This window comes from Dehalococcoides mccartyi CG5, from assembly GCF_000830885.1.
GTDB lineage: Bacteria > Chloroflexota > Dehalococcoidia > Dehalococcoidales > Dehalococcoidaceae > Dehalococcoides > Dehalococcoides mccartyi_B.
On record NZ_CP006951.1, the window covers coordinates 719684 to 739410 of the forward strand.

The window sequence follows — 19727 nt, forward strand, 5'->3', positions numbered from 1 at the left end:
GATAGATGATTGGATTTGTTCACCCCCGGTACTATAATAAACTGTAATATGTTTTGTGTGAGGCTTGCCATGATTGACCCGCGTGTAGAAAAACTGGCTGATTTACTGGTTAATTACTCCATTGAGGTAAAACCCGGTGATACTGTGGCTGTAAACTATTTCAGCGGTGCATTGCCTCTGGCGGTTGAGGTATACAAAAAAATACTGGCCGCCGGCGGCCATCCGCTTATGCAGGTTTCTAAAAACGAATTTCTGGAGTATCTGCTCAGGTACGGTTCGGACGAACAGATAAGCTATGTACATTTCCCCCAGAGGTATATTACCGAAAAGTACGATGCCACTATCCACCTGCTGGCAGAAGAAAACACCAAATCTATGACCAGCATTGACCCTCAAAAAATGGTGGCCTTTGAGAAAGCCCGTACAGACCTTATGGAAACAAGCATGCGCCGTACGGCTGAGGGAAATTTCCGCTGGGTTTTAGCCATCTATCCCACTAACGGATACGCCCAGGATGCGGGTATGAGTCTGGAAGAATATACCGATTTTGTTTATAGTGCCTGTCTGCCGGATATGAATGACCCGGTAGCTTTTTGGAAAAACTTAAATGCCCGTCAGCAAAAAGTAGTAAATTGGCTTAAAGGTAAAAAACAGGTCCATATAAAGGCCAAGGAAACTGACCTCCGCCTGAGTATTGAAGGACGCAAATTTATAAGCTGTGACGGCAAACTCAATATGCCTGACGGCGAAGTATTTACAGGTCCTGTGGAAGACAGTGCGGAAGGGCATGTCTATTTCTCGTATCCGGCCATAGAAAGCGGACGTGAAGTTACCGGGATACGCCTTTGGTTTAAAAAGGGCAAGGTAGTAAAAGCTACAGCCGAAACCAATGAAGATTTTCTGCTTAAAACACTGGATACCGACCCCGGCGCCCGCTATCTGGGTGAGTTTGCCATTGGCACCAGCGAAGGAATCCAGAAATTTACCAAGCAAATACTCTTTGATGAAAAAATCGGCGGCAGTTTCCATCTAGCCTGTGGTGCGGGCTATCCGGAAACTGGCAGTATCAATAAATCTGCTGTTCATTGGGATATGGTATGTGACTTGCGGGATGGCGGTGAAATCTGGGTAGACAGTGAGTTATTATATAAAAATGGTAAATTCGTTATAGATTACTAATTCTACCCGGGAAATAATACGGCGGGGTGGCGGGATATGCTCAAAATCGTATCACAAGACCATTCGGCTTTTACAGACAGATACGAAGCCGGTGCTTTTCTGGCTATCGAATTTGGCCAGTTGAAAGGCAAGCAGGCAGTTGTACTGGGTATACCCCGCGGCGGTGTAGTTATTGCCGCCCAAATAGCTGAACGCCTGCGTGATGCCAGACTGGATATCATACTCTCCCGAAAGCTTCGTGCCCCATCCAGCCCTGAGCTGGCTATAGGCTCTATATCCGAAAATGGCCAGATATACTTAAACCGCCATCTTATTCAGCAACTGGGCATTTCCTCTGACTATATACAACAGGAGTCTGAATTTCAGTTTGATGAGCTTAAAAGACGGGCCCGTGTCTACCGTGAAGTTATTCCCCGTATCCCCTTAAATAACCGCCTGGTTATCATAGCAGATGACGGCATAGCTACCGGAGCTACTTTTGAAGCGGCTCTGAATTCAGTCCGTCAAGAATGCCCTGCCTATCTTATTGCCGCCCTGCCGGTAGGGCCTGAGAGTACTCTGAAGCGGCTGGAGCATTTGGCGGACGAAGTTATCTGCTTAAAATGTCCCGAGGAGTTTGAATCTGTGGGGCAGTATTATTGCTACTTTACCCAGGTTGATGACGCTGATGTACTTAATACATTAAAACGCTTTCGCCATATCGTTTAGCCCAAACCTCACAGCCTCTACCCTAATAGGTTGCATATTTGCCAGTGATTTATTGTCATATATTTATCACATATGTTTTGTAAATGAATTACCCCAAGAACGACCTGCCTGTTATAATAAAGCTCAAAGAACGGATCTTATATGCAGAAACGTTTTATGGTATTACCTGAAAGCAAATTTTTTTGTATACCAGAAAGGACATCGTCAAGTGAGTGAAGAATTAAAAGAACTAATTGAAGCGGCTATATACAAGGAAGTTGCTTCCCAGTCACTTTACCAGTTCGCCATACAAAAAACGGATGACGACGCAGTCAGGCAGCTTCTTAATTCGCTGATACAGAGCGAAGAAAACCATCTGAAAGTGCTTAAAGATTTGTTGGTCAAAGGTGAATTCAAACCAAAAGCAGTCACACCCCGCTTGCAGTCTCTTAAACTGGATACTTATGTAACAGGTGGTAACCAGTTGGAAGGAGCAGACCTGCAAAATATTCTTCTTTATGCCATCAAAGAAGAACAATCTTCTTCGGAATTTTATTCCCACCTGATGTCTACTTTTATTAACCAGGAAACCAAAAATATGTGCCGGGTCTTGGCTTCCGAGGAACTGGAACATAAACTGAAGCTGGAGTTGATTTATGATGATCTGTTTTTCCCCGAAAATTAGGTTTGATAGACCGGATTTTGGCTGCTAGAATACATATATACCCTACAAACAGGAGGTCAGAGTGTCTGAAGATATAGCTAAAATACAAAAACCAGAAAGCAATCAGTATACGGATAAAAAGAAACTTTACGTAGTGCCGCTGGTACTTGGCTGGAAGGATGCCCCAACGGAATACGACGCCATGTTAAGGCGTTACTGGACAGAAGTGGGCGTACAGCTGGCCCACTTGGAAAGCCGCATTGGTACGGTTGATTATGTGTTTCATGAATCCGTAGATCAAAACGGGGTTGAAGGTTTGGAAGTACTCACCAATTTCAGCCCTATAAGCAAAGAAATGGCACTTCGTTTCGTGGAAAAAGGCGCATTGGTAGAGGTTACTGAAGACAGTGAACTGGTACGGGAATGTTTGGACTGGGAACGCTTTATGCTTATAGGATTTACCAGCCAAAATGTATCCAAACTGGTTTCAGAGAAATTTATTCAGGCGGTAAAGAGCCGTTATGAATTTATCCGCCGCCGAATAAGCGAAATGATAAAAGAAAATCAGGCCGGTGTATTGTTTATCCGCGAAGGCAACTTGATGCAGTTCCCATCGGATATTGAGGTCTTCAGTGTAGCCCCGCCGGTACTGGACGAGATTCACCGCTGGCTTAGAGAACGACGTGATAAAATGCCGTCTTCTTCGGAAGGTGACGATGTTGGTTCGTGTTTTACCGAAACCACTGAAGAAACACCCCTGGCTGACGACATAAAATAACCCCGGGCACTTGAAAAACTAGCGATTATCAAAAAGGCGGCTTATCTGGTCACCAAGCTGATTACGGACAGAGGTATCCAGACTAAGCCCGCCTTCCAGCATTCTCAACCCGTTTTCCACCTGCGCATTTGCCTGCCTCAGGTTTTGTATCCGGTCAGATTGGTATTGCACCCTTTGTTCTATTTCATCCAGATTAAGTTCCAGTTCAAACCTATCACACAGAAATTCAAGCAGGATTAGCTCAGCTGCGGCATCACCGCTTGCCTGAAGGTAAAAAGGCAGAACCTGCCATAAGCTCATGGCATTCAAACCGTATTTCCCTGCCTGCCAGATTACAAAAGAGTTTATGTCTACTTTCTGGTTAGGCGGAGTATCAAAATCCATATTGCACTCAACCCCGGTATTTTCCAGACTGTATTTATGGATATCAGAATTTACTACCGCCATAAGGCGGTGAGGCGCAGTATGGGAAATCATGGCGCCCACACTTCCCAGACAAATAATTTCATTTGCCTGATAATCCATTGCCGTATCAATTATCTTTTTAAGGTATTCATATTGGTTAAATTCGGGGATACTGCCTTTAAATACCAGTAACTGCCATTTGGGCAGATATTCAAGTTCCCCGGCTGGGAAATTTGCCAAATCTTCTCTGACAGCTACTCCGCCAAGGGAAAAATATTTTTCTATCTCTAGTTCAAATACTATGGATGGTGTATCCTGTTTCTCTATCTCAGCCAATACTCTTTCACCGAGCAAGCCGAATTCACCCTGCCAAGATATAATCAGGCACTTCGCCTGGATTTTTTTAACTTCCATGTTCATTCTGATTATGGTCTTTCTTGAAAAAGTCATTTATATTTTCTTTGAGCCACTTTTCATCATCATCGGAAATACCCCGGTTCTCATTAGTATGAAAGCGGTTATCCAGTTTTTGCCTTACCAGTTCTGGAAAACGGGAGTACATATCTGCAATCATTTCATCTACTTCTTTGACCGACTCATCCATACGGAATAAATCTACGCTGATACGTATCACATATCTCAGAGCTTCAAGTGTGGAACGCGAAGCATGAGGATATACCAGCGGCAAATGAGAAAGATAATCAGGTATTTCACCCATAAGGCAGGCGGCGGACATATTTCTTTTATTGGCTACGCCAAGTAATAATCCGTTTAAACCGGATATATTAGCCACAAAGTTTTTGCCTGCCAGACTACTTTTAAGTTCCGCCGGCATGCGTTCCTGTATCGTATTAAGAAATTTTTTGTTGTTGGCAACTGCCCATACCTTGGGTTTTATTTTATGATGAGTCATGGTAACTGCTGCACCAAACGTAATAATGCGTTGGCAGCCCAGCTCTTCGGCTACATCCAGTACTCTGTTTGCCATGTTGTATGCCCGGCTTCCCTGAGCATAGGTGTTCTGACCATCAGCCGGCTGTTCGTCACCCATAAATATTACAATATCCTGACCGCACCACTGCTGATAATAAAAACGGCTCAAAGGGAAACGCAATTCCTGTTGAACCCCGTTTTTTATATTTACCCCGGCAGGATAAAAAAACTCTTCCGGCTCTATGTCCGCCAAAACACCTGCCCCCAGTTGGTCCCGCAAAGTGGCTAAGGTAATAATACCTACGTTGCCAATGCCCGGCCAGGCTGCCAGCAGGATGGGTGATTTCATTTCAGGTTTATTATGGTAAATGATTCCCATATCTTTGATTCTACCCTTTTAATATTATATTAAAATCAATTTAGACGAAAATCCAGTCAGGTATCATTTTGTAAAATGAATGGTACATATACGAGATTGCCTAATAGCAGAACGTACCTTTTCAGGTCACAAATCAACTCAAATATTCTTGACGGTAATCAGTAATATCAAATATATGTGACAATATTTTATATTTATATACTTAGCAGGCTATTTTCAGTTTTCAAATAACCCCAGTAATTTCCCGAACAAAAAGAATCCGCCCAAACTGATAATCAAGATAAGACTGAATGTCAAAATAACCCGCGGGGAAAGGCAAGCTTTTACTATGGCACCCCGCACCAGTTTGGCATGATGTTGTTTTATCAGTTTTTCGGCTGTGCGCCCGGCTAAATATTCATCCTGCAAGGTAGGCATGGCAAAAACCTTCTTATATTAGGCAGTCAACCAAGATATATTTCCATGGCATCTTCGGCTACGGTTATCAAGCGGCGGGTCGTATCCAGTTTTATAGAATACATATAGCTTGTAATGGGAGGCTTTTCGTTTTTGGGGTCCATGTAGCGCACAAAATAATCTTCTATAATTACACCGGTTTCGGAAACATATTTATCAATTTCAGGGTACTTGGAGGTCATGTTGGCTAAACGTACTGATAATATTTTTACTCTTTGGCCTTTTAGAAAACGTGGTGCCATTCCCATCCCTCCGTTGAAGCTATTTTGCTTTCTTAAAACAGCTGCTTTATCCCGCACTATTACTCAGTAACCATTTTATAAAACAGGGGAAGGTATTAGCGACCGTAATCTACCATCCCTGAGTATGTACACCGAACATACTTTACCATATCTTTAATTATTCGGATACTTTCAGGTCAGCGTGGGGAGATATAGGGCATAGTTTTACATTCCCCCAGATACCTATCTTGTCGTCCTTAATAACCACCAACCCGCTGACGCCCTCTATTTTCTGTCCATGTTCCAGTGCTAGTGGAATATCATCGCTGGTTTGTACCAGATTGGCTACAGCCGTAGCGGCAGCATCCGCCAAAATTGCAGATTTAGATATGACTATGGCCGCATCGGCTTTCCCGAAACTGAAGCTGTGCCCCACCGTACCTGAAGAAGTGCAAATACCAAGCGGGCTTTGGTCAGGGCTTATTTCCAGTGCCAGTGTGCCACTTAGGGTGGACTTGCCGGCAAATATCCCAATACGCCTGGTGGATAGAGTATGCACAAATATATCTCCGCCATTTTCAACCAGAACTTCAGAACTGTAAGCCAGAAGCTCTTTGCCCACATATTCGGCCACAGCCCCGGCAACGGCAGCCATAGGGCCTACACTTGCTTTAGCGGCGGCTTCGGCCATATCCCGTATAATGGAACTGGCATCAAGGTGGATTTTGACAGGTTTGAGACTGGAAGCAAATTCTGGCTGGCGTTTTATATAGTCAATAATTTCCTGACGGTATTTTTTAACAAAATAATAACCTAATTCTTTGAGTTCGGTTGAGGCCAGTATAAATAGATCAGTTTCCTCTTCCATCACCTGAAAGGGAATCAAGCATCCTGCATTTTCCCAGTTTCTGTAAGTACGGGGTTCATACATAGTATTCAGCTAAAAGTGCAGTTCCATGGCCCGCGGCGGGCAACCCTGGATACATATGCCGCAAACAATACATTTCTTGGCATCAAACTTAATCTCCCGGCTTTCTTCATCTATGCTGAAAGCATATACCGGACACATAGTCACGCATGCCCCGCAGTGAGTACAGCGGTGTTCATTACGGGTTACTTCGCGGTTAAGAGCATCTATTTTAACCCCGGCTTCATTCAGATAGGCAATGCCTTTATCGTATGCCTCGCGTTCACCGGTGATTTCCAGCACCATCAGACCCTCTTTGTCAGGGGTTATGGAAGCTTTTAGAATATTGAAAGCCAAATCATAGCCACGTATCAGGTGGTAAACAATGGGGCGGTCTACCAGCCTTTGAGGAAAACGTAAAACTATTCTTTTGGATGTTTTCATATTATCACCTACAAGAGATGCTGATTACTGTCACCAATGGGGCGTTCATTAAAGGGACGGACTGAAAGCCCCGAATCTATTCCCGGTAACGGAGCAACCGGGCTGGTAATTTCAAATGTACCCTTTTCAATCCAGCTTTTCAGTTTACCGGCAATTTCCCGGGCACGGGAGTAACTGCACAGAGAAGCAGTAGGGATTTCTTTGCCGTTTATATGTACTTTGCCGCTGCGTAGCTGCGCATAGGTAACTTCAGCCACCGCACCGGGGCGCAGATTGGGATAGGCAGATGAATAGTCTATAACCGTACCCACAATATCATTATCCGTAACCAGAGTAGACTGGAGTATTTCTTCAGAAAGTATAGGGATGGGCACACCGATGCCTACTGATAATGTAACGCCGTACCCCAGCATGCTGGTTCCTACCAGATAGCGGGCATCCATTTGCTTTAAATCACCTATAACTGCCAGTGTACCTGACCCGCCTTTGGGCACGCCGCCATCTGTTCTGGCAACACCGGGGTTATGCTGAGTACCCTGCCAAGCCACGTATCCCACACCGCCGCCTAAAAATATGCGGCTGCCAATACCTATAGTACGGTAATACGGGTCATTGAGAAGCGGCGACAGCATACCGGCAGTGCAGTAGTTTATATTGCCCATATTAGGTTTCAGAACACCCATGTAGGTGTATATGGTTTTATCTGAAAGATTAATGGCTACATTATAGTTTTGATATGCATTACGCATATTAAACAGTACAGCCTCGTTAAGGTCTTTTATATTTATGTAGCTGGAAAGCCGCCGTCTGGGATAACAATCAGTCCCGTAGGCACTGGCTTCAAGACGCACATCTTTGCCGGCTACCAATTCCTCTATAACATGCCCTCCGCCATAGTTAAATTCGCCGGGGTGAATGCGGTTACGGGGATCATCATCCGGAAGGGCATTGGCACCTATATATAAATCTGCAGCAGCAAAAGCAGCATAAGCAGGCACATCATTCAGATAGGCTCTGCCGCCGCCCAGTTTCATGCGGGGAGTAGTATGGCCTATATTAAAGTAAGCGCCAGAGGAACACATAGGGCCGAAAGTACCGGTGGTGACAACGTCCACTTCTTTGAAAGCTGTTTTCAGTCCTTTTTCTTTGGCATAGCCCACAATTTCTTCAGCCGTAAGGACAACAGCCTTGCCTTCTTTGATTCTCTGGTTTATTTCCTCCAGTGTTTTTTGCATCTCAGCCCTGCCTTGACCACAGCCTGAAACAGGTATGTCTTCAAGCTAAAATTTAGATAACTATATCACTTACAATACTAGTCTTCAAACAAATATATCCACTCCAGTGGTAATATAGTTATAATATAATAAACCAAAGTAGTACTTTCGGGGGATTTACCTTACTAAAACTAACTTATACTATGATTATGATATCATACCTGTTTCAAAAGGAAGACAAATGCGCGCAGACGAATTACTAAAAATAGCGGTAGACAAAAAAGCCTCGGACTTGCATCTTCGGGTGCCGAACCCTCCTGTACTCAGAATAGATGGCGCACTTCAACCTCAGACTGACTGGCCGGTTATGTACAACAAGGCCATTGAACAGATACTGGAAGAGATAACCACGCCTGAACAGCGCGAAGTATTTTATGCTGAAAAAGAATTGGATTTCGCCTACAGCGTACCCGGAGTAGCCCGTTTCAGGGTAAATGTAATGAGACAACGCGGCTCAATAAGCATTGCTTTCCGCCAGGTGCCCTTTCAGATACGAAGTATAGATGAACTGGGCGTACCCCAAATCTGCAAAGAGCTTATTCTGAAGCCGCGCGGGCTTATTCTCATAACCGGACCTACCGGCAGCGGTAAATCCACCACCATGGCTGCTATGGTAGATCACCTGAACCGCACAGATGCACGTAATATCATTACCATAGAAGACCCCATTGAATACCTATATACCAATAACCGCTGTATCATTGCCCAGAGAGATTTGGGTGACGATACCAAATCTTTTTCCACTGCTCTGAAACACGCCTTGCGGCATGACCCTGATGTAATACTGGTGGGTGAAATGCGTGACCTGGAGACTATTTCTACGGCTATAAGCGCAGCCGAAACAGGCCATCTGGTAGTGGGCACACTGCATACTACAGACGCCCCCCAGACTATAGACCGTCTGATAGATATATTCCCGCCTGACCAGCAGCAACAAATACGCATGCAGTTATCCTTGGTTATTGAAGCAGTACTGGTACAAACGCTGCTGCCCAAACTTGGAGGCAAAGGGCGGGTAGCAGCGTTTGAAATAATGGTGGCCAATACAGCCGTACGCAACCTGATACGGGATAAAAAAGCTCATGAATTGCATAACGTAATGCAGCTAAGTGTCAAAGACGGGATGCAGACACTAGACCAATCTTTGGCAAATTTGGTACGTCAAAACATGGTTTCGATGGAAGAAGCCTTACTAAAAAGCAGTTACCCTGAACGGTTACAAAAACTGCTCCAGTACCAGCAGACCAAGCAGAATCCATTTTAAAAATTCCTAGCGCATTATCCGCATAGTCTACACAAGTAATTTCAATATGGGTGAGGTTGTACATGGGGTATTACCTCACCCATACACCGCTTATGCATACACGTTTTCATCAACCAACTGAAGTTTTAATACTTTAGTATTAGACTTTATTATTATTATTTATCTATTTATACTTAATAACTAAGTATTCTTACCATTTTATAATACCCTTACATTATACTTAAACTTTACTCGGAAAGGGGACTAATGCTATAGTAGTAAAAAGTATTTCAGGGGGGAATTATGCTGGTAGATTATAGCTATATTGCACTATTCCTTGTAGCTGCGATACTTTTTACGGCAGTAGTACTAGGACTGCCTGTCCTCCTCAAAAAACTGGGCATTGTACCCAGTAAACCTAATCCGGTTAAAAACTCCGCCTACGAATGTGGCGTAGAAACTCATGGACGCACTTGGGTTCAGTTCAATTTCCGCTACTATTACTACGCACTTCTGCTTATTGCTTTTGATGTGTTGCTGGTTTTCCTCTTTCCTTGGGCAACACAAATCGGTTCGCTCGGGTTTTATGCCTTCGGGATAGTATTTGCCTTTCTGTTAATAGTTTTGGCGGGCTATCTGTATGCGTGGAAGAAGGGAGCTTTGGAATGGAACTAAACTTCGAAAAACCGCTAAGCCTGCTTACTCTGGACGAGATTGACCAGCAGGAAGGCGGGGTAATTCAAAGCTTTCGTACCGGACATACATCCCCCTATCCTGACCCTGCAGACTGGCTAAATGGCGAAGAGCCGCCTCCGGGTGTATTTATCACCAGTGTGGAAAAGGTACTTAACTGGTCACGCCATTATTCCCTTTGGCCGGTGATGTTCGGTTTAGCTTGTTGTGCTATTGAGATGATGTGCATGGCAGCCTCCCGCTGGGATTTAGCCCGTTTTGGCATGGATATATTCCGTGCTTCTCCCCGTCAGGCAGACCTGATGATAGTTGCGGGCACTCTTACATGGAAAATGGCTCCCTGGCTGAAAAGGATTTATGATCAGATGCCTGAACCAAAATGGGTATTGGCCATGGGGGCTTGCGGAACCAGCGGCGGTTTATTTAGGGATTCATATTCGGTAGTACCCGGTTTTAATCTGGTAGTCCCGGTTGATGTATATGTGCCCGGTTGCCCTCCCCGCCCGGAAGCACTTATGAGGGCTATTATGGATATACACGAAAAAATAGATAAAACCCGTATCCTAAAGAGATAACTTTATGACCGCTGTACTTGATTACCCACAACTTAAGGCTGCCTTATCCAAAGAACTGCCCGGAATTAAAATTCAGGCAGATGGCAGCTTCCTGCTGGTTTCACCCGAAGATATGCACAAGGTATGTGAACGCCTAACTTCCTTACCGTCTATTCAAATGGATTATCTGACAAACCTGACTGCTGCAGATTATCCTGAATATATAGAAATTATTTTTCATTTGAACTCAATTACGCATAATACCTCTGCTACTGTAAAAACCCGCCTGACTGACAAGAAAAACCCCAAAATAGCTTCGGTAGTAGATATCTGGCGCGGAGCAGAGCTGCAGGAACGTGAAATATATGACCTTTTTGGGGTGTTTTTTGAAAACCATATAGGCCTGAAACGCATTTTCCTGTGGGAAGGTTTTGAAGGTTATCCTCTGCGCAAGGATTTTGTAAATGGCCATTAAAACTGAAAACTTTATTCTGAATATAGGCCCCCAGCATCCAAGCACCCACGGTGTGTTCCGCCTGCGTATTGTTCTGGATGGTGAGGTTATTACTGACCTTGAGCCGGTTTTCGGTTATCTGCATCGGGGTATTGAAAAGCTGGCAGAGGGGCGCACCTATCTGCAGGATATACCTTTTACAGACCGTCTGGATTATCTGGGCTCCATGACCAATAACCATGCTTATGTTATGGCAGTGGAAAAACTAGCCGGCATAACAGTGCCTGAACGGGCTGAATATATAAGGGTGATACTGGACGAACTCCAGCGGATAGCCAGCCATCTGGCCGGTTTGGGTTTTTTCTTAAATGACTTGGGCGCCCTTCAAACCCCTTTGCTGTATATGTTCCGCGAACGTGAAAAGATTGTGGAACTGTTTGATATGTGCAGCGGTCAGCGTTTAAATTACAACTACTACCGCTTTGGCGGATTTGTTCAGGATTTGCCGGAAGAATTTCTGCCCGCCCTAAAAATACTACTGGATACTTTGCCCGGTTTTATTGACGAATACGAACAGCTTATTTCCACCAATGAAATTGTGCTTATCCGCACCAAAGGCGTTGGCGTACTTAAGCGTGATTTGGCTATAAATTCCAGTGCGGCCGGCCCGGTACTTCGGGCAAGCGGCATAAACTGGGATATCCGCCGGAATGACCCTTATTCCATTTATAACCGTTTTGAGTTTGATATACCCATCGCCAAAAACGGTGATACCTATGACCGTTACATGATACGTATTTTAGAAATGCGCCAGAGTGTGCGGATACTTCGTCAGGCAGTAAAAGACCTGCCCGAAGGTGAAATAATGGGTAAAGCCCCCAAACTTCTTAAACCACCGGCGGGTGAGGTGTACAGCCGTATAGAAGGCCCTAAAGGTGAACTGGGCTTCTACCTGGTATCAGACGGCACAGACAAACCCTACCGCTGGCGGGTACGCCCACCCTGTCTTTTAAATTTGTCGGCTTTAAAAGATATGGTAGTAGGCTGGAAAGTGGCTGACCTTATGGCTATTTTCGGCAGTATAGATATAGTGATGGGTGAGGTGGACAGATAATGTCTGACTTCTGGATCCATCTTTTGGTTTACTTGGTCATACTCTTTGGTTTTGTAATTGTGAGTGTGCTTATATTTATCTGGCTGGAACGCCGCCTTATCGGCCGTTTTCAGCTTCGCCCCGGCCCGAACAGAGCCGGCCCTTTCGGTCTGCTACAGCCTATAGCTGATGCGATCAAGGTGCTTATCAAAGAAGACATTATCCCCTCAGAGGCAGATAAAGGGGTCTTCTGGTTAGCCCCTTTAGTGGCTTTCGTACCGGTAATGCTAATGTTTGCTGCCATACCCTTTGCTGATGGAGTTATGCTGGTTGACCTGAATATAGGCATACTTTATATACTGGCAGTAAGTTCGGTAACCGTGATAGGTATATTTATGGCCGGTTGGAGCAGCAACAACAAGTATTCCCTGCTGGGTGCCATGCGTACCATAGCTCAGGAAGTCAGCTATGAAATACCGCTGGTGCTTTCCATACTCGGTGTTGTTATGTTAACCGGCTCGCTCTCTATGAATGAGATAGTAAAAGCTCAGGATGTTCCCTTTATACTGCTGCAGCCGCTGGGCTTTTTTGTTTACCTGTCTGCCGCCATGGCAGAAGTAAACCGCACTCCTTTTGATTTACTCGAAGCCGAGTCTGAAATCATTGCCGGTTTTCACACCGAATATTCCGGCATGAAATTCGGGCTTTTTTACCTTATGGAATACGCCGAGGTTCTGGCAGTTTCCGCCATCGCCACCACCCTTTTTCTGGGAGGCTGGCAGGGGCCGCTGCTGCACCCGGTTTTCTGGTTTATCGCCAAAGTTCTTCTGGTTTTCATGTTTATAATCTGGGTGCGTGCCACCCTACCTCGTCTGCGTATAGACCAGGTAATGGCTTTCGGCTGGAAATTCCTGTTGCCTTTGTCCCTTGCCAATCTGGTTATTACTGCATTTGAAATACTGATTGCGCCGGATATAAACACGGCTGTGCTTATAGGCATAAATATAGCTGTAATGTTCGGGCTTATCCTCCTGTTCAGTAGATTTTACAAGCTGGGAGGCGGACGTGTCAGTATTAAGTAATACCGGCGGCGGTATTCTGAAAGGAATGCGCCTGACCTTTAAGCACCTGTTCCGCCCATGGATAACTGTCCAGTATCCGGAAGAAAAACTGGCCATGTCAAAAAGGATACGCGGCAATCAAGTTATCTGGGTGAAAGAGACCTGTATTGCCTGCCTGGCCTGTGCCCGTGCCTGCCCGGTAAAGGCTATCAATATGGAGGTTTCCAGAGGCGAGGACCGCAAGCTTAAGGTTGACCATATGTCTATAGACTTTGGGTTATGCATCTTTTGCGGGCTGTGTGTTGAATCATGCCCCACTAAAAACGCTATTTACATGGGCTGCGGCTACGAAACCACAACCTACCGCTGTACAAATGTTGAAAAGGCGGAAGGTCAAAGTTTCTCAGAATGCCGTTGCCGTGAGCTGATACTGACAGGTGATGAACTTGGCCCTTCGGAAACACGGGTACTTAGCGGATACGACCGCCCTGATGCCGCCGAGAAACTGCCTCTGCAAACCCTGCTTATAAACAAGAAAGGCTACTTTGAAAGGTAAACCTGGGTGGAAATAGCGTTCTGGATTATAGCCATAACCTGTATAGTCTCCGCCTTGCTGGTGGTGGGAGTGAAAAATATTTTCCACTCATCCCTCTGGCTGATACTCTGTTTCCTTTCGGTGGCAGGTGTGTTCCTGCTTCTTTCAGCTGACTTTCTGGCGGCAGTGCAGATACTTATCTATATCGGCGCTATATCAGTGCTTATTATACTGGCCATCATGCTTACCCGTGAGGTTCAGCGCGGCAATCTTACCAATAAACTCAAGATACCGGCTCTATTTGTTGTTACCGCTCTAGGCGGGATAATGACCTATATGCTTATCAGTTCAAACTGGACTTCAAGCGACGCCCCTCCCCCATCTACCACCACTGCCGGGCTTGCGGATATGCTTTTCGGGGCAGACGGGTTTGGGCTGGGAGTACTGCTGACGGGCGTAATATTACTAGTCGCCATTATCGGGGCTATAGTGCTGGTGAGGGATAAATAATATGGGACTGACTCACTTTTTGGTACTGGCGGTAATATTGTTCTGCATCGGGCTTTACGGGGCACTGGTTAAGAAGAGTGCTGTAGTAATACTGATGTGCATAGAAATAATGCTGAATGCGGTTACCATAGCGGCAGTTGCCTTTAACCGTTTCGCTTCACCCGAATTATTTACCGGGCAAATATTCACCCTGTTTATTATTGCGGTGGCCGCAGCCGAGGCAACTATAGGTCTGGCCATAATAATATCCATCTACAAAAACCGGGATACTATTGACGCAACTAAGATAGATTTGATGAAGTGGTAAAGAGGAAGAATAAGCCATGACCCAAACCGGACTCTGGCTCATAATGCTGCTCCCCCTTATCTGCGGGGCGTTGATAGCTCTGGGGTATGCCTTTTTCTGCAGAAAACCAGCCATCAGCGGTTATCTGGGTATAGCCGGTGTAGGCGGTTCCCTTTTGCTTTCAATATGGGGGCTGATAGGTCTGCTGGGTAAAGAAGGGGCTTCTTACTACGCACCCGGTTTCAGCTGGTTTGCGGTAGGAAATTCCATTGATATCAGCTTTAACCTCAGCTTTGACCCGCTGGCCGCTATAATGTGTTTTGTAATCCTTTTTGTTAGCCTGATGGTGCATATATATTCACAGGGCTATATGCACGGTGACAAGGGATATCCCCGTTATTATGCCTTTTTATCTTTCTTTACCGCCTCCATGCTGGGGCTGGTACTCTCGGATAATTTACTGTTTACCTTTTTCTTCTGGGAACTGGTAGGCTTGGCATCATATCTCCTTATCGGATTCTGGTTTACCCGCCCGGCCGCGGCCAATGCCGCTAAAAAAGCTTTTATCGTAACCCGTATCGGTGATGTGGGCTTTTTAGCCGCCATAATAATCCTGTTTGCCAATACCGGCACGCTGGATATACACAGCTTAAACGGCATGGCTGAAATGGGGCTGATAGGGGCTGGCGTGGTTACCATAGCTGCTCTGGGGATATTTGCAGGTGCGGTAGGCAAATCTGCCCAGTTCCCACTGCATGTATGGCTGCCGGACGCTATGGAAGGTCCTACCCCGGTTTCCGCCCTTATCCATGCTGCCACCATGGTTGCCGCCGGTGTGTTTCTGGTTGCCCGAACCTATCCCATATTTGAAAGTTCGGCTACCGCCATGCTTTGGGTATCCATCATCGGGGCGGTTACTGCCATATTTGCCGCCACCATGGCACTTGTTATGAATGATATGAAACGTATACTGGCCTATTCCACCGTCAGCCAGCTGGGCTATATGATGCTGGGTCTGGGTACAGGCGGTATTGCCATCGGTATATTCCACCTTTTCAACCATGCTTTTTTCAAGAGTCTGCTTTTTTTGGGTTCGGGAAGTGTAAACCACGCTACCGGAACATTTGATATCCGCGAAATGGGCGGGCTTTCCAAACCCATGCCTGTTACCAGCAGGACTTTCCTTATTGCTTCACTCAGTCTGGCAGGCATTTGGCCGCTTTCAGGTTTTTTCAGCAAGGATGAGATACTTGCAGGGGCTATGGATGGTCAATTTATCCTGTTTATTCTGGCACTTATCACTGTATTTCTGACGGCCTTTTATATGTTCCGTCTTTACTTCGTGGCTTTTGGGGGTACATACCGCGGCAAGGGAAATCCCCATGAATCGCCTCGTGTTATGTCATGGCCGCTTTTAATACTGGTTGTGCCTTCGGTAATCAGCGGTTTGCTTAATGCAGGGGGCGGTTTCAGTTCCTTCCTTGGTGAAGAAGTCCATACCGGCTTTTTTGAAGGTTTACTCGGCATTTTGCTGCACCCGCTGGCACTGGTTTCACTGGCAGTCGCCGGCGGCGGCATATATCTGGCATTCCTGATGTATAAAAAGAAAAGCCTTTCACCCGCTATATTTACAGAACGCTTCAAAGGGCTTTACATGGTCTTTTCCAAAAAATACTGGATGGATGAGCTGTATGAAGGGGCTATAGCTAAAAACATACTTATGAAAGGTGTGTTTGCTTTTATGGCCTTCTTTGACCGCAAGGTAGTAGACGGCGGAATAAACGGGTTCTTCATTCAAAAAGTACTATTCAGCCGTCTTTTCAGCCGTTTCCGAACTGCCGATGAACGCATAGTGGACGGGGCTGTAAACGGAGTTGCCAGCATAACTCTGGAGGGTGGCAAAGTGGGTCGGAAAGCCCAGACAGGTCAGCTCCAGTCATATGGAATTTATCTTGCCGCCGGGGTGGTTGTACTGGTGATGGCGGCTCTTATTATCTGGTAAGGGGGGAGTATGAGCATACCATACTTAACACTAATAACATTCTTGCCCGCAGCGGGAGCTATACTAATGGCTCTGTGGCCGCGTTTGTCCGGGCGGGCAATAAAAATTACTTCGCTGCTGCTCACTCTTGTGCCGCTGGTGCTTTCAATTGCGGTCTTTGCCGGATTTGACCGAAGCAGTTCTATGGCCGGGGTTGTTCAGTTTGAAGAAAATCTCCCCTGGATATCGCTTTTAAACGCCAATTACCACCTTGGTGTTGACGGATTAAGTTTGCCATTCCTTATTTTGACTACTTTGCTGGGTGTTCTGGCGGTTCTTATCAGCTGGAAGGTAGAACTGCGGGTAAAAGAGTACTTCGTTTGGTTGCTTATTCTGCAAACCAGCATCACAGGCGTATTTGTTTCACTGGATCTGCTGCTCTTCTTTATCTTCTGGGAGCTGGAGCTTATCCCCATGTACTTCCTGATTTCCATTTGGGGTGCTGGCCGCAAAGAATATTCCGCTCTTAAATATGTCCTTTACACCCTGTTTGGCGGCGCTTTCATACTGGCCGGTATACTGATATTATTCTTTGCCACCGGCAGTCTGGATATAGCATCTCTGGCGTCTTTAGACCTTAACAATTTCCTGCGTCCGGCCTTGATGGTGCTAACTTTCTTTATGTTCTTTATCGGCTTTGCCATTAAGCTTCCGGCCTTTCCGTTTCATACGTGGCTGCCGGATGCCCATACAGATGCACCCACTGCTGCCAGCGTTATTCTGGCCGGTACGTTGCTTAAGATGGGCGGCTATGCCATGCTGAGATTAAACGTGGCTATGTTTCCGGATGTCTGCCGTGACTGGGCACCCTTGATACTGACAATTGCGGTTATAAATGTAATCTATGGCGCTGCCATAACACTCAAACAAACAGATATTAAAAGGCTTATTGCATACAGTTCGGTAAGCCACATGGGTTTTGTATTGCTGGGTATATTTACTCTGGGTGAAATATCCATGAACGGGGCGGTTCTGCAAATGTTCAGCCACGGCATAATTACCGGTCTGCTCTTTGCCATAACCGGTGTGGTTATGCATAACACCCATGAACGTGATATTAATAAGATGGGCGGGCTGGCTAAACAGATGCCCCGAACGGCTATTATATTTATACTGGCCGGTCTGGGAGCTATGGCTGTGCCGGCTACCAGCGGATTTATTGCTGAAGTAAGCGTCTTTTTAGGCTCATTCCAGAGCTCGGTAGTTCCCAGTGGACAGGTATTTACCATGATATGCCTTTTGGGATTGGTACTGGCGGCAGCCTATATTCTCTGGACAGTTCAACGGGTCTTTTTGGGTCCCGGACTGGACAAATTCCAGATGGTAAAAGATGCCGACAAAACCGAAATAGTCTTCTCAGTGGTATTCCTGCTGGTTATGTTTGGGGTTGGGCTTTACCCTCAAATTATAGTAGATGTTATTCAAACCGGAGTGGCCCCTCTGGCGGCCCTCTTCGGTGGATAGAGACAAATGGATTTGTTTATGCCTGAGATAATAATACTGATAACAGCCCTATTGGTAATAATAACCGACCTCTTTTTGACCAAAAGCAAGAGGCATCTGGCCTACCTGTCTTTGCTGGGTTTAGGGGCAGCGGCTGTTGCCACAGTGCTTAACTGGGATAACCCGCCGGAACTGGCTTTCGGCGGTATGTGGGCACTGGACGGATACGCCAATTTCTTCCGTATTCTTTTTATCAGCCTTTCAGGGCTGGTTATAATGGCTTCAATAGATTATGTAAACAAGTTCAGGCGTTTCCAAGGCGAGTATTATGCACTGGTATTGCTTGCCCTGCTGGGCATGATAATGATGGCCTCCACTACCAATCTTATTACCATGTACCTTTCGCTTGAACTGGCCGGGCTAGCTTTTTACGTACTGGTAGGTTTCCTTAAGGACCAGCATTCTACCGAATCTGCCCTCAAATACCTGCTTTTAGGCGGGGTAGCTTCCGCCATGCTGGTATTCGGTTTAGTGCTTATTTACGGTTTCAGCGGAGAAACCAATCTGGGCAGTATTCTTAACTATATACAGACACTTCCGTCCGGCATGGACATAACCGCCCATACCGGATTTATACTGGGTATTATACTGACTATTACCGGGCTGGGGTTCAAAGTGGCTGCCGTCCCGTTTCAGTTCTGGGCACCGGATGTTTATCAGGGTTCACCCACCCCTATCACTTTGTACCTTTCCATAGCCAGCAAAGCGGCTGGATTTGCCCTATTCCTGCGTCTTTTCTACACTGTTTTCACAGACCCGCTGGCACTAAGCCAAGAGTGGGCGCTGATAGTTGCCGTACTGGCAACTGCCGGTATGACACTGGGTAACGTACTGGCTATACCCCAAAAGAATATTAAAAGAATGCTGGGTTATTCCAGCATAGCCCACGCCGGTTACATACTGGTAGCTTTGGCGGCAGTCGGCAATTCACCTGAACTGGCAGACGGACGGATAAGCCTGCTATTTTATCTGGTCGCCTTTGCGGTATCAGACCTGGTCGCCTTTGTTTCAATCATCGCCATCAGCCGCTCTACCGGCAGTGACGAGATATCATCTTACGAAGGGTTAGCCAAAACAAACCCTGTATATGCCTCTGCTCTTACACTGGCATTATTATCGCTTACCGGTTTTCCTCCTTTGGCAGGCTTCCTTGCCAAGTATTATATATTCAGTGCGGCGGTTCAGGCAGACTTGCTGTGGCTTATGATTGTGGCGGCTGTAAATACCGTAATATCCGCCGTTTTCTACTTCAACGTAATACGGGTGATGTGGCTAAGACAACCCCGCGAGGAAGTGCGGGTGCTGGCTTCATGGCCGCTTAAACTGGCGCTTGGTATTTCGGGCTTGGCTGTGTTAATATTCGGCATTATACCTGAAACTCTTCTAAACCTTATAGAAAAGGCTACCGAGCTAATAATTCATTAGGA

At 45.9% G+C, this 19727-nt stretch carries 23 protein-coding genes; 16 read left to right on the forward strand and 7 right to left on the reverse strand.

Features of this window, described 5'->3' with window-relative positions:
* The first annotated feature begins 69 nt into the window (after window positions 1-69).
* From X794_RS03805 to X794_RS03820, 4 genes are all read left to right on the forward strand, one after another.
* Window positions 70-1179, forward strand: a complete 1110-nt coding sequence (locus X794_RS03805; protein ID WP_012984317.1) for an aminopeptidase — start codon at window positions 70-72, stop codon at window positions 1177-1179.
* A 36-nt stretch (window positions 1180-1215) separates the two neighbouring features.
* Window positions 1216-1887 (forward strand): phosphoribosyltransferase, encoded by a 672-nt coding sequence (locus X794_RS03810; RefSeq protein WP_012984318.1) that lies wholly within the window; start codon window positions 1216-1218, stop codon window positions 1885-1887.
* Window positions 1888-2095: 208 nt separating this feature from the next.
* Window positions 2096-2551, forward strand: coding sequence for a rubrerythrin (locus tag X794_RS03815; protein WP_034376509.1), 456 nt, complete (start codon window positions 2096-2098; stop codon window positions 2549-2551).
* Window positions 2552-2612: 61 nt separating this feature from the next.
* Entirely contained in the window at window positions 2613-3308 is a 696-nt protein-coding gene (locus tag X794_RS03820) for a hypothetical protein (RefSeq protein WP_034376504.1), read from the forward strand.
* An 18-nt stretch (window positions 3309-3326) separates the two neighbouring features.
* Here X794_RS03820 and X794_RS03825 read toward each other — a convergent pair whose 3' ends face one another.
* From X794_RS03825 to X794_RS03855, 7 genes are all read right to left on the reverse strand, one after another.
* Window positions 3327-4127, reverse strand: coding sequence for a PAC2 family protein (locus tag X794_RS03825; RefSeq protein ID WP_231097533.1), 801 nt, complete (start codon window positions 4125-4127; stop codon window positions 3327-3329).
* Window positions 4117-5025 carry a PAC2 family protein gene (locus X794_RS03830; RefSeq protein ID WP_011309358.1) on the reverse strand — a complete coding sequence of 303 codons (909 nt, stop codon included), beginning with the start codon at window positions 5023-5025 and terminating at the stop codon, window positions 4117-4119. Before X794_RS03830 ends, X794_RS03825 begins: the two co-directional genes overlap by 11 nt.
* 216 nt (window positions 5026-5241) lie before the next feature.
* Window positions 5242-5442: a hypothetical protein gene (locus X794_RS03835; protein WP_011309359.1), complete on the reverse strand. Its 201-nt coding sequence runs from the start codon at window positions 5440-5442 to the stop codon at window positions 5242-5244.
* A gap of 26 nt (window positions 5443-5468) precedes the next feature.
* Entirely contained in the window at window positions 5469-5723 is a 255-nt protein-coding gene (locus tag X794_RS03840) for a hypothetical protein (protein WP_011309360.1), read from the reverse strand.
* Between the two features lie 157 nt (window positions 5724-5880).
* The gene (locus X794_RS03845) at window positions 5881-6633 is read right to left on the reverse strand and encodes a UPF0280 family protein (protein WP_034376501.1); all 753 of its coding nucleotides are present in this window, start codon (window positions 6631-6633) and stop codon (window positions 5881-5883) included.
* A 9-nt stretch (window positions 6634-6642) separates the two neighbouring features.
* Window positions 6643-7053: an NIL domain-containing protein gene (locus X794_RS03850; protein ID WP_011309362.1), complete on the reverse strand. Its 411-nt coding sequence runs from the start codon at window positions 7051-7053 to the stop codon at window positions 6643-6645.
* 8 nt (window positions 7054-7061) lie between these two features.
* Entirely contained in the window at window positions 7062-8288 is a 1227-nt protein-coding gene (locus X794_RS03855; RefSeq protein WP_011309363.1) for a homocysteine biosynthesis protein, read from the reverse strand.
* Window positions 8289-8508: 220 nt separating this feature from the next.
* On the opposite strand from X794_RS03855, the gene X794_RS03860 reads away from it, so the two are divergent.
* The 12 genes from X794_RS03860 (at window position 8509) to X794_RS03915 (ending at window position 19725) form a co-directional block, all read left to right on the forward strand.
* Window positions 8509-9591 (forward strand): type IV pilus twitching motility protein PilT, encoded by a 1083-nt coding sequence (locus tag X794_RS03860; protein WP_011309364.1) that lies wholly within the window; start codon window positions 8509-8511, stop codon window positions 9589-9591.
* 282 nt (window positions 9592-9873) lie between these two features.
* Window positions 9874-10245: an NADH-quinone oxidoreductase subunit A gene (locus X794_RS03865; protein WP_011309365.1), complete on the forward strand. Its 372-nt coding sequence runs from the start codon at window positions 9874-9876 to the stop codon at window positions 10243-10245.
* A gap of 149 nt (window positions 10246-10394) precedes the next feature.
* On the forward strand, window positions 10395-10838 hold the full coding sequence (locus X794_RS03870; protein WP_372642979.1) for an NADH-quinone oxidoreductase subunit B: 444 nt from the start codon (window positions 10395-10397) through the stop codon (window positions 10836-10838).
* A gap of 4 nt (window positions 10839-10842) precedes the next feature.
* Window positions 10843-11292, forward strand: a complete 450-nt coding sequence (locus tag X794_RS03875) for an NADH-quinone oxidoreductase subunit C (protein ID WP_034376499.1) — start codon at window positions 10843-10845, stop codon at window positions 11290-11292.
* The gene (locus X794_RS03880) at window positions 11282-12385 is read left to right on the forward strand and encodes an NADH-quinone oxidoreductase subunit D (RefSeq protein WP_011929111.1); all 1104 of its coding nucleotides are present in this window, start codon (window positions 11282-11284) and stop codon (window positions 12383-12385) included. The genes X794_RS03875 and X794_RS03880 overlap by 11 nt, the downstream gene beginning before the upstream one ends.
* Window positions 12385-13446 (forward strand): NADH-quinone oxidoreductase subunit NuoH, encoded by a 1062-nt coding sequence (gene nuoH / locus X794_RS03885; protein WP_034376497.1) that lies wholly within the window; start codon window positions 12385-12387, stop codon window positions 13444-13446. The genes X794_RS03880 and nuoH overlap by 1 nt, the downstream gene beginning before the upstream one ends.
* Window positions 13430-13981 (forward strand): NuoI/complex I 23 kDa subunit family protein, encoded by a 552-nt coding sequence (locus X794_RS03890; RefSeq protein WP_011929113.1) that lies wholly within the window; start codon window positions 13430-13432, stop codon window positions 13979-13981. The genes nuoH and X794_RS03890 overlap by 17 nt, the downstream gene beginning before the upstream one ends.
* 6 nt (window positions 13982-13987) lie before the next feature.
* Entirely contained in the window at window positions 13988-14470 is a 483-nt protein-coding gene (locus X794_RS03895; RefSeq protein WP_011309371.1) for an NADH-quinone oxidoreductase subunit J family protein, read from the forward strand.
* Window position 14471: 1 nt separating this feature from the next.
* The gene (gene nuoK / locus X794_RS03900; RefSeq protein WP_011309372.1) at window positions 14472-14777 is read left to right on the forward strand and encodes an NADH-quinone oxidoreductase subunit NuoK; all 306 of its coding nucleotides are present in this window, start codon (window positions 14472-14474) and stop codon (window positions 14775-14777) included.
* 16 nt (window positions 14778-14793) lie between these two features.
* Window positions 14794-16758, forward strand: a complete 1965-nt coding sequence (gene nuoL / locus X794_RS03905; RefSeq protein WP_011309373.1) for an NADH-quinone oxidoreductase subunit L — start codon at window positions 14794-14796, stop codon at window positions 16756-16758.
* A gap of 9 nt (window positions 16759-16767) precedes the next feature.
* The gene (locus tag X794_RS03910; protein WP_034376494.1) at window positions 16768-18261 is read left to right on the forward strand and encodes a complex I subunit 4 family protein; all 1494 of its coding nucleotides are present in this window, start codon (window positions 16768-16770) and stop codon (window positions 18259-18261) included.
* A 6-nt stretch (window positions 18262-18267) separates the two neighbouring features.
* Complete coding sequence (locus tag X794_RS03915) at window positions 18268-19725, forward strand: NADH-quinone oxidoreductase subunit N (RefSeq protein ID WP_034376492.1); 1458 nt, start codon at window positions 18268-18270, stop codon at window positions 19723-19725.
* Window positions 19726-19727 lie beyond the last annotated feature (2 nt).

Coding starts and splice junctions, on each gene's coding strand:
- X794_RS03855 (WP_011309363.1), bottom strand. CDS start 8,288: ATGCAAAAAACACTGGAGGAAATAAACCAGAGAATCAAAGAAGGCAAG.
- X794_RS03915 (WP_034376492.1), top strand. CDS start 18,268: ATGGATTTGTTTATGCCTGAGATAATAATACTGATAACAGCCCTATTG.
- nuoK (WP_011309372.1), top strand. CDS start 14,472: ATGGGACTGACTCACTTTTTGGTACTGGCGGTAATATTGTTCTGCATC.
- X794_RS03825 (WP_231097533.1), bottom strand. CDS start 4,127: ATGGAAGTTAAAAAAATCCAGGCGAAGTGCCTGATTATATCTTGGCAG.
- X794_RS03880 (WP_011929111.1), top strand. CDS start 11,282: ATGGCCATTAAAACTGAAAACTTTATTCTGAATATAGGCCCCCAGCAT.
- nuoL (WP_011309373.1), top strand. CDS start 14,794: ATGACCCAAACCGGACTCTGGCTCATAATGCTGCTCCCCCTTATCTGC.
- X794_RS03835 (WP_011309359.1), bottom strand. CDS start 5,442: ATGCCTACCTTGCAGGATGAATATTTAGCCGGGCGCACAGCCGAAAAA.
- nuoH (WP_034376497.1), top strand. CDS start 12,385: ATGTCTGACTTCTGGATCCATCTTTTGGTTTACTTGGTCATACTCTTT.
- X794_RS03860 (WP_011309364.1), top strand. CDS start 8,509: ATGCGCGCAGACGAATTACTAAAAATAGCGGTAGACAAAAAAGCCTCG.
- X794_RS03805 (WP_012984317.1), top strand. CDS start 70: ATGATTGACCCGCGTGTAGAAAAACTGGCTGATTTACTGGTTAATTAC.
- X794_RS03830 (WP_011309358.1), bottom strand. CDS start 5,025: ATGGGAATCATTTACCATAATAAACCTGAAATGAAATCACCCATCCTG.
- X794_RS03840 (WP_011309360.1), bottom strand. CDS start 5,723: ATGGCACCACGTTTTCTAAAAGGCCAAAGAGTAAAAATATTATCAGTA.
- X794_RS03845 (WP_034376501.1), bottom strand. CDS start 6,633: ATGTATGAACCCCGTACTTACAGAAACTGGGAAAATGCAGGATGCTTG.
- X794_RS03910 (WP_034376494.1), top strand. CDS start 16,768: ATGAGCATACCATACTTAACACTAATAACATTCTTGCCCGCAGCGGGA.
- X794_RS03875 (WP_034376499.1), top strand. CDS start 10,843: ATGACCGCTGTACTTGATTACCCACAACTTAAGGCTGCCTTATCCAAA.
- X794_RS03865 (WP_011309365.1), top strand. CDS start 9,874: ATGCTGGTAGATTATAGCTATATTGCACTATTCCTTGTAGCTGCGATA.
- X794_RS03850 (WP_011309362.1), bottom strand. CDS start 7,053: ATGAAAACATCCAAAAGAATAGTTTTACGTTTTCCTCAAAGGCTGGTA.
- X794_RS03810 (WP_012984318.1), top strand. CDS start 1,216: ATGCTCAAAATCGTATCACAAGACCATTCGGCTTTTACAGACAGATAC.